Source organism: Burkholderia sp. MSMB1459WGS (assembly GCF_001534535.1).
GTDB lineage: Bacteria > Pseudomonadota > Gammaproteobacteria > Burkholderiales > Burkholderiaceae > Burkholderia.
Genome location: NZ_LPMU01000008.1, coordinates 27,386 through 41,590 on the forward strand (window position 1 = coordinate 27,386; position 14,205 = coordinate 41,590).

The 14,205-nt window shown below is 67.0% G+C and carries 20 protein-coding genes; 17 read left to right on the forward strand and 3 right to left on the reverse strand.

What is annotated here, in order from left to right:
* Positions 1-65: 65 nt before the first annotated feature.
* On the reverse strand, positions 66-992 hold the full coding sequence (locus tag WT97_RS03620; protein ID WP_060352857.1) for a LysR family transcriptional regulator: 927 nt from the start codon (positions 990-992) through the stop codon (positions 66-68).
* A gap of 163 nt (positions 993-1,155) precedes the next feature.
* Between WT97_RS03620 and pobA the strand changes: the two genes are divergently transcribed.
* From pobA to WT97_RS03655, 7 genes are all read left to right on the forward strand, one after another.
* A complete protein-coding gene (pobA, locus tag WT97_RS03625) occupies positions 1,156-2,388 on the forward strand; it encodes a 4-hydroxybenzoate 3-monooxygenase (RefSeq protein WP_060352858.1) in 1,233 nt (410 codons plus the stop codon).
* A gap of 143 nt (positions 2,389-2,531) precedes the next feature.
* Entirely contained in the window at positions 2,532-3,248 is a 717-nt protein-coding gene (locus WT97_RS03630) for a 3-oxoacid CoA-transferase subunit A (protein WP_034205770.1), read from the forward strand.
* Between the two features lie 20 nt (positions 3,249-3,268).
* The gene (locus WT97_RS03635; RefSeq protein WP_059503560.1) at positions 3,269-3,925 is read left to right on the forward strand and encodes a CoA transferase subunit B; all 657 of its coding nucleotides are present in this window, start codon (positions 3,269-3,271) and stop codon (positions 3,923-3,925) included.
* A gap of 88 nt (positions 3,926-4,013) precedes the next feature.
* Entirely contained in the window at positions 4,014-5,387 is a 1,374-nt protein-coding gene (locus tag WT97_RS03640; RefSeq protein ID WP_060032477.1) for a 3-carboxy-cis,cis-muconate cycloisomerase, read from the forward strand.
* A complete protein-coding gene (gene pcaD, locus WT97_RS03645; RefSeq protein WP_060352859.1) occupies positions 5,387-6,172 on the forward strand; it encodes a 3-oxoadipate enol-lactonase in 786 nt (261 codons plus the stop codon). The genes WT97_RS03640 and pcaD overlap by 1 nt, the downstream gene beginning before the upstream one ends.
* Positions 6,173-6,182: 10 nt before the next feature.
* The gene (pcaC, locus tag WT97_RS03650) at positions 6,183-6,569 is read left to right on the forward strand and encodes a 4-carboxymuconolactone decarboxylase (protein ID WP_034206288.1); all 387 of its coding nucleotides are present in this window, start codon (positions 6,183-6,185) and stop codon (positions 6,567-6,569) included.
* A gap of 194 nt (positions 6,570-6,763) precedes the next feature.
* On the forward strand, positions 6,764-8,122 hold the full coding sequence (locus tag WT97_RS03655) for an MFS transporter (RefSeq protein WP_059793236.1): 1,359 nt from the start codon (positions 6,764-6,766) through the stop codon (positions 8,120-8,122).
* A 131-nt stretch (positions 8,123-8,253) separates the two neighbouring features.
* Here WT97_RS03655 and WT97_RS03660 read toward each other — a convergent pair whose 3' ends face one another.
* On the reverse strand, positions 8,254-8,502 hold the full coding sequence (locus WT97_RS03660) for a hypothetical protein (protein WP_059503567.1): 249 nt from the start codon (positions 8,500-8,502) through the stop codon (positions 8,254-8,256).
* A gap of 110 nt (positions 8,503-8,612) precedes the next feature.
* On the reverse strand, positions 8,613-9,230 hold the full coding sequence (locus WT97_RS03665; RefSeq protein WP_060352860.1) for a LysE family translocator: 618 nt from the start codon (positions 9,228-9,230) through the stop codon (positions 8,613-8,615).
* A 515-nt stretch (positions 9,231-9,745) separates the two neighbouring features.
* Here WT97_RS03665 and WT97_RS03675 point away from each other — a divergent pair.
* The 10 genes from WT97_RS03675 (at position 9,746) to WT97_RS03720 (ending at position 14,165) form a co-directional block, all read left to right on the forward strand.
* Positions 9,746-10,036 carry a RebB family R body protein gene (locus tag WT97_RS03675; RefSeq protein WP_059793243.1) on the forward strand — a complete coding sequence of 97 codons (291 nt, stop codon included), beginning with the start codon at positions 9,746-9,748 and terminating at the stop codon, positions 10,034-10,036.
* Positions 10,037-10,067: 31 nt separating this feature from the next.
* Entirely contained in the window at positions 10,068-10,337 is a 270-nt protein-coding gene (locus tag WT97_RS03680) for a RebB family R body protein (protein WP_059793245.1), read from the forward strand.
* Positions 10,338-10,376: 39 nt separating this feature from the next.
* Entirely contained in the window at positions 10,377-10,643 is a 267-nt protein-coding gene (locus tag WT97_RS03685) for a RebB family R body protein (protein WP_059793248.1), read from the forward strand.
* 60 nt (positions 10,644-10,703) lie between these two features.
* Positions 10,704-10,976 carry a RebB family R body protein gene (locus WT97_RS03690; RefSeq protein WP_059793249.1) on the forward strand — a complete coding sequence of 91 codons (273 nt, stop codon included), beginning with the start codon at positions 10,704-10,706 and terminating at the stop codon, positions 10,974-10,976.
* Positions 10,977-11,055: 79 nt separating this feature from the next.
* On the forward strand, positions 11,056-11,250 hold the full coding sequence (locus tag WT97_RS03695; RefSeq protein WP_059793251.1) for a RebB family R body protein: 195 nt from the start codon (positions 11,056-11,058) through the stop codon (positions 11,248-11,250).
* Between the two features lie 2 nt (positions 11,251-11,252).
* Positions 11,253-11,873 carry a RebB family R body protein gene (locus WT97_RS03700; RefSeq protein WP_060352861.1) on the forward strand — a complete coding sequence of 207 codons (621 nt, stop codon included), beginning with the start codon at positions 11,253-11,255 and terminating at the stop codon, positions 11,871-11,873.
* A gap of 50 nt (positions 11,874-11,923) precedes the next feature.
* On the forward strand, positions 11,924-12,271 hold the full coding sequence (locus WT97_RS03705) for a hypothetical protein (RefSeq protein WP_059793255.1): 348 nt from the start codon (positions 11,924-11,926) through the stop codon (positions 12,269-12,271).
* Between the two features lie 45 nt (positions 12,272-12,316).
* A complete protein-coding gene (locus tag WT97_RS03710; protein ID WP_060352862.1) occupies positions 12,317-13,483 on the forward strand; it encodes a hypothetical protein in 1,167 nt (388 codons plus the stop codon).
* The gene (locus WT97_RS03715) at positions 13,480-13,806 is read left to right on the forward strand and encodes a hypothetical protein (RefSeq protein ID WP_060352863.1); all 327 of its coding nucleotides are present in this window, start codon (positions 13,480-13,482) and stop codon (positions 13,804-13,806) included. The genes WT97_RS03710 and WT97_RS03715 overlap by 4 nt, the downstream gene beginning before the upstream one ends.
* A complete protein-coding gene (locus WT97_RS03720; RefSeq protein ID WP_156440200.1) occupies positions 13,803-14,165 on the forward strand; it encodes a hypothetical protein in 363 nt (120 codons plus the stop codon). The genes WT97_RS03715 and WT97_RS03720 overlap by 4 nt, the downstream gene beginning before the upstream one ends.
* The last annotated feature ends 40 nt before the right edge of the window (positions 14,166-14,205 follow it).

Here is a 14,205-nt window from a genome sequence, read left to right on the forward strand (position 1 = left end):
GGCCGATATCCGGCCATTGTTTCATGCTTTCGCCGGTCGTGCGTGCGGCCGCCGCGCCCGCTTCCTCACTTCGGCCATTCGTCCTGCTCGTCGTTGAACAGCGATGCGACGATGCCGCGCAGCCACGCGGTGCGCGGGTCGTTGTGATACTTGCGATGCCAGTGCTGCTTCAGGTCGAAGCGCGGCAGCGCGAGCGGCGGCTCGACGGGCACGATGAACGCGTGCTCGGCCGCATACGCATAGCCGATCGCGTGCGGCACCGTCGCGATCAGGTCGGTGCGGCTCAGGATGAACGGCAGGCTCATGAAGTGCGGCGTTTCGAGCACCGCGCGGCGTTGCATGCGCTGCTTCGCCAGATATTTCTCGAGCACTTCCTGGCTGCGCCCTTCGGCGCGCACCACCGCATGCCCGCACGCGAGGAACTGCTCGACCGTGAACGGCGGCGCCTGCTCGAACGGATGGCCGCGCCGCATCAGGCAGACGAACCGATGCGTGAACAACCGCTGCTGGAAGAAATTATTGCCGTCGAGATCGGGGAAGTAGCCGACCGCGAGATCGATCGACCCGGCTTCGAGGTCGCGGCCGACTTCGTCGTGCGCGAGCGAGACCGAACGCAGGTTCGCGCGCGGCGCAAGCGTCGCGAACGCCTGCAGCAGCTTCGGCAGGAACACGATCTCGCCGACGTCCGACAGCGCGATCGAGAACGTATGCGTGCTCGCGGCCGGATCGAAATCGTGCGGCGCGACGAGGCCGCGCTCGATCTGCGCGAGCGCGTCGCGGGCGGCCGGCAGCAGCGCGAGCGCGCGTGGCGTCGGCTCCATCCCGCGCGACGTGCGCACGAACAGCGGATCGCCGAAGTACTCGCGCAGCCGGCCGAGCGCCGTGCTCACGCGCGGCTGGCTCACGCCCAGCAGGTCGCCCGCACGGCTCACGTTGCGCGTGTCGTCGAGGGCGACGAGATAAGGAATCAGGTTCAGATCGAGCGCATCCATCGTCGGACCAGTATCGCAGAAACGTATACAACTTATCTCGGCAATCGCGTTGCCGCATAGTCGGGAAAGCGCTGAAATGCGTTCACTACTCGAACCGATGTTCAATTTCGCATAGGCCCGAAGCGTGCGCGCAAGCGCCGATCGCGGCCGTCAGGAGACAAACATGCGCACCCAGGTCGCCATCATCGGCGCCGGCCCGTCCGGCCTTCTGCTTTCCCATCTGCTGCGCCTGCAAGGCGTCGATTCCATCCTCGTCGAAGCGCGTTCGCGCGAATACTGCGAGAACCGCATCCGCGCCGGCGTGCTGGAGCAGGGCACGGTCGACACGCTGAACGAAGCCGGCCTCGGCGACCGGATGCGCCGCGAAGGGCTCGAACATCACGGCATCGAGCTGCTGTTCGACGGCCAGCGCCACCGCATCGACCTGTCCGAGTTGACCGGCGGGCGCGCGATCACCGTCTACAGCCAGCACGAAGTCGTGCGCGACCTGATCGCGGCGGGCGTCGAACACGGCCATCAAATGCACTTCGAAGTCAGTGACGTCGCGCTGCACGACGTCGAAAGCGAGCGTCCGTTCGTCACGTTCAAGCACGCGGACGGCCGCGCAGACCGCATCGACTGCGATTACATCGCCGGCTGCGACGGCTTCCACGGCATCGCGCGCCAGACGATTCCGGCCGAGCGGCTGAAGACGTTCGAGCGCGTCTACCCGTTCGCGTGGCTCGGCATCCTCGCCGACGCGGCGCCGTCGCTCGACGAGCTCGTGTACGCGCACCACGACAACGGCTTCGCGCTGTTCTCGATGCGCTCGCCCACGGTCACACGCCTGTACCTGCAGTGCAGGCCCGATGAAGACCTCGCCCAGTGGTCCGACGCGCGGATTTGGGACGAACTGCACACGCGCTTCTCGAACGACACCGGCTGGACGCCGACCGAGGGCCGGATCACGCAGAAGAGCGTGACGCCGATGCGCAGCTTCGTGTCGGAGACGATGCAGCACGGACGCCTGTTCCTCGCCGGCGACGCCGCGCACATCGTGCCGCCCACCGGCGCGAAAGGCATGAACCTCGCGGTGGCCGACGTTCGCGCGCTGTCTCGCGCACTCGGCGCGCGTTACCGGACGGGCGACGCGACGCCGCTCGACGCGTATTCGGTGACCTGTCTCGAACGCGTATGGCGCGCCGAGCACTTCTCGTACTTCATGACGAACATGCTGCATGCGTCGCCGGACGATTCGCCGTTCGTCAATCGCCTGAAGTTTGCCGAGCTGAAATACGTGACGCGTTCGCGGGCGGCCGCGCAATCGCTCGCCGAAAACTACGTCGGCCTGCCGTTCGACGACGCGACGGCCCCCGAGGCAACCCGCCTTGACAACGCGCTGTGCGCGCCTCTATGATCGGCCCATCGTTCGCTAATCGAATCTAGGTTCGAATAGCGAACAAAAGCCGGGGTCGACGCAGGCCTCCGGCGCGGCACGCGGCACGCGCGTGTCCCCTCGACAGGCCGCGCACGAGCCGCGGGTTCGCATCAGGAAGAGACATGGTCAACAAGATTTTCGAATCGCTTCAGTCGGCGGTTGCCGACGTCCACGATGGCGCGACGATCATGATCGGCGGCTTCGGCACGGCCGGCATGCCGTCCGAGCTGATCGACGCGCTGATCGAACAGGGCGCGCGCGACCTGACGATCGTCAACAACAACGCGGGCAACGGCGAGACGGGTCTCGCGGCGCTCCTGAAGGCGAAAAAGGTGCGCAAGATCATCTGTTCGTTCCCGCGCCAGAGCGATTCGCAGGTGTTCGACGCGCTGTACCGCGCGGGCGAGATCGAGCTGGAACTCGTGCCGCAGGGCAACCTCGCGGAGCGCATCCGTGCGGCGGGCGCCGGCATCGGCGGTTTCTTCACGCCGACGGGCTACGGCACCAAGCTCGCGGAAGGCAAGGAAACGCGCGTGATCGACGGCAAGCCGTATGTGTTCGAGACGCCGATCCACGCCGATTTCGCGCTCGTGAAGGCGTACAAGGGCGATCGCTGGGGCAATCTCGTGTACCGCAAGACCGCGCGCAACTTCGGGCCGATCATGGCCAGCGCCGCGAAGGTCGCGATCGTCCAGGTGTCGGAAGTCGTGCCGCTCGGCGCGCTGAACCCGGAACACATCGTGACGCCGGGCATTTTCGTCCAGCGTGTCGTCGAGGTGCCGCAGGCCGCGCACGCGGCCGAACTGGCCGCCGAACACGCTGCATCGCAAGCCGCCTGATCGCCTTGAGGAAAACCGACATGAAACGACTGACCCGCGATGAAATGGCCAAGCGCGTCGCCCAGGACATCCCCGAAGGCGCGTACGTGAATCTCGGCATCGGCGTGCCGACGCTGGTGGCGAACCACCTCGATCCGGCCAAGGAAATCTTCCTGCACAGCGAGAACGGCCTGCTCGGCATGGGCCCGGCGCCCGCGCCCGGCGAGGAAGACGACGAACTGATCAACGCCGGCAAGCAGCACGTGACGCTGCTCACCGGCGGCGCCTATTTCCACCACTCGGATTCGTTCGCGATGATGCGCGGCGGCCACCTCGACTACTGCGTGCTAGGCGCGTTCCAGGTGTCGGCGGGCGGCGATCTCGCGAACTGGCATACGGGCGCGCCCGATGCGATTCCGGCCGTCGGCGGCGCGATGGACCTCGCGATCGGCGCGAAGCAGGTGTTCGTGATGATGGAGCACCTGACGAAGCAGGGCGAAAGCAAGATCGTCGCGCAGTGCTCGTACCCGGTCACCGGCGTGCAATGCGTGAGCCGCATCTATACGGATCTCGCGGTGCTCGACGTGACGGCCGACGGCCTCGCGGTGAGCGAGATCTTCACCGACCTGTCGTTCGACGAGCTGCAGAAGCTGACCGGTGTGCCGCTGATCGACGCGACTCAGAAGGCCGCCGCCTGAACGGCAAGCATGCCGGTGCGCGCATTCGAGCGCACGCCGGCACGCTTGGGTAGACAATAGGCGCACGCCGTTTCCCCATTCCGACGCCATGCTCGAAGACAGCGCCCGCCTGACCTCCCTGATCTGCGGCACCGAGCCGCTCAACCGGATCTGGTCGCCCCGCGCGACGATCCAGCGAATGCTCGACGTCGAGGCCGCGCTCGCCCGCGCGCTCGCCGCGCAGCAGGTGATTCCCGCCGCCGCGGTCACGCCGATCGAACGCGCGTGCGACGCCGGCCGGCTCGACGCCGAGGCGCTCGCGCACGGTGCGGCGCTCGGCGGCAATCTCGCGATTCCGCTCGTCAAGCAACTCACCGCGCAAGTGAAGGCCGACGACCCCGAGGCCGCGAAGTTCGTCCACTGGGGCGCGACGAGCCAGGACATCATCGATACCGCGACCGTGCTGCAGTTGCGCGACACGCTCGACGCGCTCGAACCGATGCTCGACGAAGCCTGTGCGTCGCTCGCGGCGCTCGCGCGCGCCCATCGCGCGACGCCGATGATCGGCCGCACGTGGCTGCAGCAGGCGCTGCCCATTACGCTCGGGCTGAAGTTCGCCCAATGGCTCGATGCGCTGCTGCGCCATCGCGCGCGTTTTGCCGAGTTGCGCGAACGTGCGCTCGTGCTGCAGTTCGGCGGCGCCGCCGGCACGCTCGCGAGCCTGCGCGAACACGCGGCCGGCGTGAGCGCCGCGCTCGCGGCCGACCTGAAGCTCGCGTTGCCGGCCGTGCCGTGGCATACGCAGCGGGACCGCATCGCGGAAGCCGCGTCGTGCTTCGGGATGCTGATCGGTACGCTCGGCAAGATCGCACGCGACGTGTCGCTGCAGATGCAGACCGAAGTCGGCGAGCTCGGCGAACCGGCCGCCGCCGGCAAGGGCGGTTCGTCGACGATGCCGCACAAGCGCAACCCGGTCGGCTGCGCAGCCGTGCTGACGGCCGCGGTGCGCGCGCCGAACCTCGTCGCGACCGTGTTCGCGGGGATGGTGCAGGAGCACGAGCGCGCGCTCGGCGGCTGGCAGGCCGAATGGGATGCGCTGCCCGATCTCGCGCGCCTGACGGGCGGCGCGCTTGCGCAGATCGCGCAGATCGTCGCGGGCCTCGACGTGAATACGGAGCGCCTCGCCGCGAACCTCGATCTCACGCACGGGCTGATCCTCGGCGAAGCCGTGATGCTCGCGCTCGGCGACCGCATCGGCCGGCTCGATGCGCACCACGTCGTCGAGCACGCGTCGAAGGAAGCCGTGCGCACCGGGGCGACGCTGTTCGACGTGCTCGCCGCCGATGCGACCGTGTCGGCCCACCTGTCGCGCGACGCGCTCGCGCGGCTGCTCGATCCCGCACATTACGTCGGCGAGGCGCAGGCCTATGTCGATGCCGTGCTCGCGCTGCATGCGGGTGCGAAACAACCAGGAGAACATTGATGCCTTTCGCCACTGTCAACGGCGTGAAACTGCATTACCGGATCGACCGTGCCGCACGCGACGACACGCCGTGGCTCGTCTTCTCGAATTCGCTCGGCGCCGACCTGCAGATGTGGGCGCCGCAGATCCGCCCGCTTGCCCAGCACTTCAACATCCTGCGCTACGACACCCGCGGCCACGGCCACTCCGACGCGCCGCCCGGCTCGTACACGATCGAGCAACTGGCGGGCGACGTGATCGGCCTGCTCGACCACGTCGGCATCGAGTGCGCGCATTTCTGCGGCATTTCGATGGGCGGCCTGACCGGCGCCGCGCTCGCCGCACGCTACCCGTCGCGCATCGTGCGCGCGGTGCTGTCGAATACCGCCGCGAAGATCGGCTCGCCGGAAGTGTGGGCGCCGCGTGCGCAGAAGGCGCGCGCCGAAGGCATGGTCGCGCTCGCCGACGCCGTGCTGCCGCGCTGGTTCACCGACGCATTCGTCGAACGCGAGCCGCGCCTGTTCGATGCGATCCGCGACACCTTCGTGCATACCGACAAGGACGGCTACGCGGCCAACTGCGACGCGCTGAACGCGGCCGATCTGCGCGAGGAAGTGAAGGGCATCGCGTTGCCCGTGCTCGTCGTGACCGGCGCGAAGGACATGTCGACGCCGCCCGATCAGGGCCGCGCGCTTGCCGCCGCGATTCCCGGTGCGCTGCACGTCGAATTCGACGCCGCGCACATTTCGAACATCGAATGCACCGCCGCCTTCAACCGCGCGCTGCTCGATTTCCTGATTGCATGAGGTGCCGGCGATGGATGACCAGGAACGTTACGAAGCAGGGATGAAGGTGCGTCGCGCCGTGCTCGGCGACGCGCACGTCGACCGTTCGCTCGAGAACCGCACCGAGGTGACCGACGAATTCCAGAACCTGATCACGCGTTATGCATGGGGCGAGATCTGGACCCGCGACGGGCTGCCGCGCCATACGCGCAGCCTGCTGACCATCGCGATGATGGTGGCGTTGAACCGCGGCGAGGAACTGGCGCTGCACCTGCGCGCCGCGCGCAACAACGGCGTGACGCGCGACGAGATCAAGGAAGTGCTGCTGCAGACCGCGATCTATTGCGGCGTGCCGGCCGCGAATTCCGCGTTCCATCTCGCGGACAAGATCTTCAAGGAGCAAGATGCAGCCGGTTAAAGGCCGGCGGTGATCCGATCGGGTGGCCCGCCGAGGTTGGCGGGCCGTCGTCGATGAAGCGCGCACCGGCAGCGAATCGGTGCGTGAACGAAGGAAAGGCGCGGCCATGAGGCCGCGCTTCTTGCATATATCAACGTTGCATGGGACCGGAAGGCGCCGACGCGCGCGTTTCGGCCGACAAAAGGAGACTAGCGATGAATCGCGCACCCGCGGTCGATGTCCAGACCTTCATCAACGAGCAGCCGTTCGGCGGCTTTCAATGGCTCGTGTTCCTCATGTGTTTCGTGATCGTGCTGCTCGACGGCTTCGATACGGCCGCGATCGGCTTCATCGCGCCGTCGCTGCTCGGCGAATGGAACCTCACCAAGCCCGACCTCGCGCCCGTGCTCAGCGCCGCGCTGTTCGGCCTCGCGTGCGGCGCGCTCGTGTCCGGCCCGCTGTCCGACCGGCTTGGCCGCCGTTCGCTGCTGCTCGGCTCGGTGTTCCTGTTCGGCGCCGCGTGCCTGATGTCCGCGTTCTCGAACACGATCGGACACCTGACGATCCTGCGTTTCGTCACCGGCGTCGGGCTCGGCGCCGCGATGCCGAACGCGGTCACGATGATGGGCGAATTCTGCCCGGACAAGCGCCGCGCGACCGTGATCAACCTGATGTTCTGCGGCTTCCCGCTCGGCGCCGCGTTCGGCGGTTTCCTCGCCGCATGGATGATTCCGCATTTCGGCTGGCGCAGCGTGCTGGTGCTCGGCGGCGTGACGCCGCTGCTGCTCGGCGTGCTGTTGCTGCTGAAGATGCCGGAATCGGTGCGCTTCATGGTCGCGAACGGCCACGGCATCGACAAGATCCGCGCGACGCTCGCGCGCATCTCGCGTGACGCGCTGAACGCCGCTTCGTTCGCGTTGACCGAAGCCGCGCCGCAGACCGGCGGCAAGGGCCTCGGCGTCGTGCTGTCGCGCTCGTACATCGTCGGCTCGGTGATGCTGTGGCTCGCGTACTTCATGGGGCTCGTGATCTTCTACGCGTCGATCAACTGGATGCCGATCTTGCTGAAGGATGCGGGCCTGGCGCCGAAGAGCGCGACGCTGATCTCGGCGCTGTTCCCGCTCGGCGGGGTGGGCGCCGTGCTGTGCGGCGTGCTGATGGACCGCTTCAACGCGAATCGCGTGATCGCCGTGTGCTACGCGCTGACGGCGGTGAGCGTATATGCGATCGGGCAGGCGGCCGGCAACGTCGGGCTGCTGGTGCTGGTCGTGTTCGTGGCCGGCGTGCTGATGAACACCGCGCAGTCGTCGATGCCGGCGCTCGCCGCCGCGTTCTATCCGACCGAAGGGCGCGGCACGGGTGTCGCGTGGATGCTCGGCGTCGGCCGGTTCGGCGGGATCGCCGGGTCGTTCCTCGTCGCCGAACTGACGCGCCGGCACTTCTCGTTCGCAGGGGTGTTCGCGACGATTGCCGTCGCGGGCGTGCTCGCGTGCGTCGCGCTGCTGATCAAGCAGATGGCGCGGCCGCATGGCGTTGCGCAGCCGGCAGGCAAGATCGAGTCGCTCGGGCATTGAGCGGCGTTCGGGCCGGGCGATGCACCGGCCCCGAGCATGATCGATTCAGGCCGGTCGCACGCAGACCGACCGGCGCACGACGATAGACCGGGCCGCGTTCGCGGCCCGTCGACATTTCGGCCGTCGCACCGTTACTCCTCCGCGTCGTGCTCCTTGACGAAGTTGCGCAGGTACGCGCGCAACGCGGCTTCCCGGCCGCGATGATCGTCGTGGTTCGCGGCGCCCATCCCTTCCTCGTCGCCGAACAGCGTGGGCGGCGCGCAGTACGTGCCGACTTCGATGTTCTCGCGCAGCACGCGGATATCGTGCGTGAGCGGGTGATACTCGGCGACCCAGTGCATCCCTTCGATGTGCTCGCCCGCTTTCAGCATTGGCTTCATCGGCAATCTCCATGCAGAGCGGCGGCGCAACCGCCGAAGCGGTTGCACGCGCCCGTACCGAAAGGGTACGCCTGCATCACGTGAAGCTCAACGGGCGGGCTTGCGAGGGCTCAGCGCGGCAGCAGGTGCGCGATGAGCGGGTAGAGCGACAGAATCAGCAGCACGGCCATCGTCACGTTGAAGATGCGCAGCGCGCGGGGATTCGACAGGAAGCGCCGCAGGCCGAGGCCGAACGCGGCCCACAGGCAGATGCACGGGAAGCCGATCAGGATGAACACGACGGACATCCACGCGGCGTTCATTCCGTAGTCGGCGGACAGGCGGATCGTCGTCGCGGCGGTCAGCACCATCATCCACGCCTTCGGGTTGACCCACTGGAACGCGGCGGCTTCGATGAACGTCATCGGGCGCGGCTTGGCGCCGTGCGCCTTCACTTCGCCGGACGTGCCGATCCGCCAGGCGAGGTACAACAGGTAAGCGACGCTCGCGGCTTCGAGGACCGTGTACAGCAGCGGCAGGCGCTTGAATACTTCGCCGAGGCCGAAGCCGACGCAGAGCATCAGGATCGCGACGCCGATGCTGATGCCGAACAGGTGCGGCATCGTGCGGCGGAAACCGAAGTTGACGCCGGACGCGAGCAGCATCGTGTTGTTGGGGCCGGGCGTGATCGTCGTGACGAGCGCGAACAGCATGCCGGCGGGCAGCGCGCTGACAGTGAGGAATTCCATCGCGGATTCTCCATTCGGTTCGAGGCTGGGATGGAGATCAGTTTAGCGACGGTCTTCTGTACAGTACCGGTACAGTTGAGTTGGCGAACGCCGGTACGGGGAGGTGGGGAGGGGCCCTTGTTCGGGTGTTGCTGTTGTCTCTCAAAAAAATGTCCGCAGTCTCACTATGTTGTCTTTGAATAAAAGGCCAGTTTTCAGGCCCTGCATGCGAGGGCACGTGCAGCCCATATGGCGAACGGACCTGTCGTCGATTCCACCGCAAATCGCGATTTCTACCGCATCCCGCAGCCGGACCGCACCGGGCATCCCCGCGTATGCCGCGAAACCACGGATCCGACCGATCATGGGTTGCGCCGCATTTCGCCCAAGCTTGCCCGTATTTTCCATCGGGCACGCCGTTCCCTCGAGCATTCCTCTGACTACGATTCACACCAAGGGTCGAGTCGTGGATACATGGCTCGTTCCGAAAACCGGTCCTGCCGAACGGCAGTCCACCATTCATCCAAGGAGCGAACATGGCTTTCCCGACCAGCGTCAACGATCAAATCACCGATTCCGTTACCCAAGCCAATACCAAGGTCCTCGGCGATGCGCCGGCCATCGCACTGGGCAACCTGTACCAGGCCACTGCACAGGCCCTGGCCAATGCAGCGCACAACGCGACCAACGCGCAGCAGCAGAGCTTCGTCACCGCGCAGGCAGCAACCACGATGGGGGTGGCCACGCTGTATTCGCTCGATACGGCTTCCACCGGCGTCGCGACGAAGGACATCCTCAGCACGGGCGTGCCCGGACTGGGCCGCTGAACCCGCTGCATGACCTACCGAGGAGCCCAACATGGCATTTCCCACCTCCGTGAACAGCCAGATCACCGATTCCGTCACGCAAGCGAACACCAAGGTGCTCGGCGACGCGCCGGCAATCGCGCTGGGTAACCTGTACCAGGCGACCGCGCAGGCCCTCGCCAATGCGGCACACAACGCCACCAACGCGCAGCAGCAGAGCTACGTGACGGCCCAAGCGGCCACCACGATGGGCGTTGCGACGCTGTATTCCATCGACACGGCGACGACGGGCACGGCGACCTCCCAGATCCTTCGCAGTTGAGGGCGTCACGAGAACCGTTGATTCGAAGGAGTTGAGCAAATGGCCTTTCCAACCGCCGTCAACGACCAGATCACCGATTCGGTGACGCAGAGCAATACGCAGGTGCTCGGTGTGGCGCCGTCCGTCGCGATGGGCAATCTCTATCAGGCAACGGCGCAGGCACTGGCCAATGCCGCGCACAACGCGACGATGGCCCAGCAGCAGATGTATGTCACGGCACAGGCCGCCACCACGATGGGCGTGTCATTGCTCTATTCGCTCGACACCGGAAGCACTGCAGCCGCAACCAGGAAGATTCTCGGCTAACGCCGGGATGTCGTTGGCGATAGCGCCACTGTCTAATCCATATGCATAGGAGTACAAATCATGGCATTTCCGACCTCTGTCAACAGCCAGATTACCGATTCCGTCTCGCAGGTCAATACGAAGGTGCTGGGCGATGCACCGTCGGTTGCGATGGGCAATCTGTTCGTCGCGACCAGCCAGGCGCTGTCGAACGCCGCGCACAACGCGACCAGCAACCAGCAGCAGTCGTACGTGACGATGCAGGCTTCGACCACGCAGGCCGTCTCCACGCTGCTGACCGTCGATACGGCCAGCACCGGCGTCGCGACGGCCGAGGTGCTGGGCCTGCGGTAATCGCGCACGGCAGGCGCGGCGAGCGAGCGCGAGTCCATCGGCATGAGGCGGGACCGCATGGTCGGCGCCGACGGTCGACATGGCTAGCGACCGGCCGCCGCTCGCTGCGAGCCAGGCACCGGCATGGGCCATGGCGATGACGTATGTCGCCATGGCCGACAGTCTCGGTCTCGCAATGCAGAACGCCGTCGCGAACCAGCAGCGCGGGCAGCTCATCGCCAATGCGGCGACCACGCGCGTACTCGCGTTGATCATCCTGAGCGGAAGCACATAGTCATGACGAACGACGACAGCACAGTCAACAGCCAGATTGTCGATGCGGTCAGCAGCATTGTCACGCTGACTACCGGCCAGTCACCCTCGCAGGCCTTCGGCATGCTCGATGCCGTTCTGTTGGAGACGCTGGGCATGGCAATGCACAACGCCGTGAACCGGCAGCAGAGCGCCAGCATGATCGGCTCGGCTGCACTGACGGCCACCTGCGCGAAGATTCTCGGCGTGCCGTTTCCTGCACCGCCAGCGCCGCCCAAGCCCGTTCCTCCGCTGCCGCCGGACGTGCACCCGCTGCCCGGGCCCGATGAACCGGTTACACCCGCCGCCGAGTTGAAGGCGGCGGTGCGGGACGGGGAGGCCGCGCTCGGTGATGCCAGGGCTGCGGTAGACAAACTGCGGACGGTGGCTACGGCAGCGGCGCAGGAGGCGGGACGAGCCGAGCAGACGCTCGACCGGTTCGCGCAGCAGCTTGCGGTCGGGTTGGCGAAACCGGACGCGCAGCACCCGGCACGAAGCGACGACGGCACGAGCGCCGACACTGGCGCCGGCGCAAACACAGGTAACGGCACGTCGGGCAACGGCGTCGTCGGCGGCGACGCGGACGATCAGGCCGCGAAGTCCTGAGGCCCGGCCGCGCTGTCGGCTGAACGACTCATTCCACTGAAGGAGCAGCCATGGACCCCTCGAAGGTGAACTCGCAGATCATCGACGTCATCAACCAGAGCCAACTGGCGACGATGAGTCCTCAGGTCGTGCTGACGAGCGGCGCGGGCAAGGCGTACCAGTCGGTCGCGCAGTCGACGGCGATCGCCATCCAGGACGCGACGGACACGTTGCGCAATATCTCGACCATCGCAACCACCGCCGCAGGCGTCGCGATGGCGCAGTTCCTCGCGACCGGCGACAAGAAATACGCGGAGGCGCTGGTGCATGCGCAGGACATGATGCAGGCGGCGACCCAGGACTACGCGCAGGTCGGCTCGATCGCCGCGTCGGTGCTCAAGGGCTTTCCGGCGGGTTGATGCGCGTTGCGCAGACAGGCCGACCTACTTCAAGGAGTGTTTCCCATGACCGTATCCGTCGCCGGCAAGCCGATACCGCTGCCTGATGCGCTGTCCGAAGCTGGACGGCTCGCACTCGCGTTCGTCGATGGCGGGCTCGAATGGCTCGCGTGGGCCGTGGTTGCCCCCGGCATGCGGTACGACTTCGCCGACGAGACCGAACTGGTCGCGACCGTGCAGCAGGGATTGCATGCGTCGCCGTTCACGCTCTTGCCGCAACTCGGGCTGATGGTCAGTCCGGTCAAGCTCCTGACGCTCGCCGCGGCCGACCTGCGCACGCTTGGCGAGGCCGAGAGCGGCGACAGCTCTGCCGTGACGGCCGCGCGGATTCGGCAGATCCTCGCCAGCCACCAGCTCGTCACGGGCGACGAACTGGCGGCGGGGGTGAGCCTGCTCGGCGAACTCGGCGTGGCGTCGGCGCCGCTGTTCCAAGCCGTCGCGTTCGACGAAGCGCTCGCGCTCTCGGCACTGGTCCACGAGCCGTACGCGCCGCGATCGGCGGCGCCGGCCAAGGCGTCGAGCAAGGCGCGGCCGGCGTCCCAGGCATCGACGACGGCTGCGGCACTGTCGCGGGAAGCCGCTGCATTTGCGGTGGCGCAGGCGCGTACCGTTCACGAGTATTGCGACTACTACCGGCTTTATCTCGATCGCGCCGGCCAGCTCGGCGGCGACGCCACGCCGGCCCAGCGCGAAGCAGCGGCGACGGCCGCCATGCAGGCGCTGTTGCCGGTGCTGTTCGGCACCCTCGATTGCCCGCAGGTGCATACACCCATCGGCCCATCCGAAGTGGCGGCCGTGGTGCGAGAGTGGCTCGCGCGCGGCCGGATGGTCGGGTTTGCTCGACTGTCGCACGGCGTGCAGCAGATCGTGCGGCGGGCGCGCTACGACGGCGAAACGGGTGACGCGGCGAAGCGAATCGTCGATGCGTACCTGCAGTCTGCCCAGGCGTTTCTCGCATCGCATCGCATCGAGCACGGCCGTATGAGCCAGGACGGCTCGACCTGCTCGTTCCCGATCGACGACGCGCAATTGAGCGCGGAATTGCAGCTGAGCAGCCAGGGCGTGATTTCACTGGTGGACTTCGGCACGCGGCGGCCGCAGCGTGCCGACCTCGTGCCGGCTGCGTCGTCTTCGGCGTCCCCTTCTCCCTCTCCGTCCCAGGACAACCCATGACGAATCCGAACCCCGAAGGCAATGGCGATCAGCCCTCATGCACGCCCGCCGCGACCGTCCCGGCTGCTGCCGCCGGCGAGCGCCCGATACCGCTCGGTGTCGACGCGCTCGCACCGCGCGCGGCGATCGACCGATCGTCGCTTGCGTCGAACGTTCACGAGGCGATCGGGGCGATCCGCGAGCAGGCACGCGACACGGCCCGGCAATTGATGGCGCAGGCCGAGGATGCGTTGATCGAGTCGTTGCGCACACTCAACACGTCCGGCCGCGCGCCGTCAACCCGGGACGCCGACACGGCGCCGCGACAAGGAGAACAGGCATGAAACGGTCATCGAAATCTTCGTCGGTGGTCGCCTCGATCGCCGAGGCGCTGGCACAACAGACGGGCGACTTGCCGGTGGAACAGGCGCTCGCGACGATCGAGGCCGGCATGTCGCGTGAACGCGAGACCGATGCGGTCGCCGGCTCGTTGCAGAGCGCCATGGACGCCGTCGACGCGGTCGCGCAGACCGATCGCGCGCTGGCTTCGATGCAAGGCGACTACGCGGATGACGCTGCCGCGATGGGCGCGTCCGGCGCGACCGACGTTCCGTTCGACGGCGATGTCGATGCCGCCGTACGGCGAGCGGAACAGGCGACGGCATCCGTCCTCGCCGCGAGTTCCGATACACCGCAACAGTAAAGCGCCGCGCATGCGTCGCGGGCATCGAACCATTCGGGAG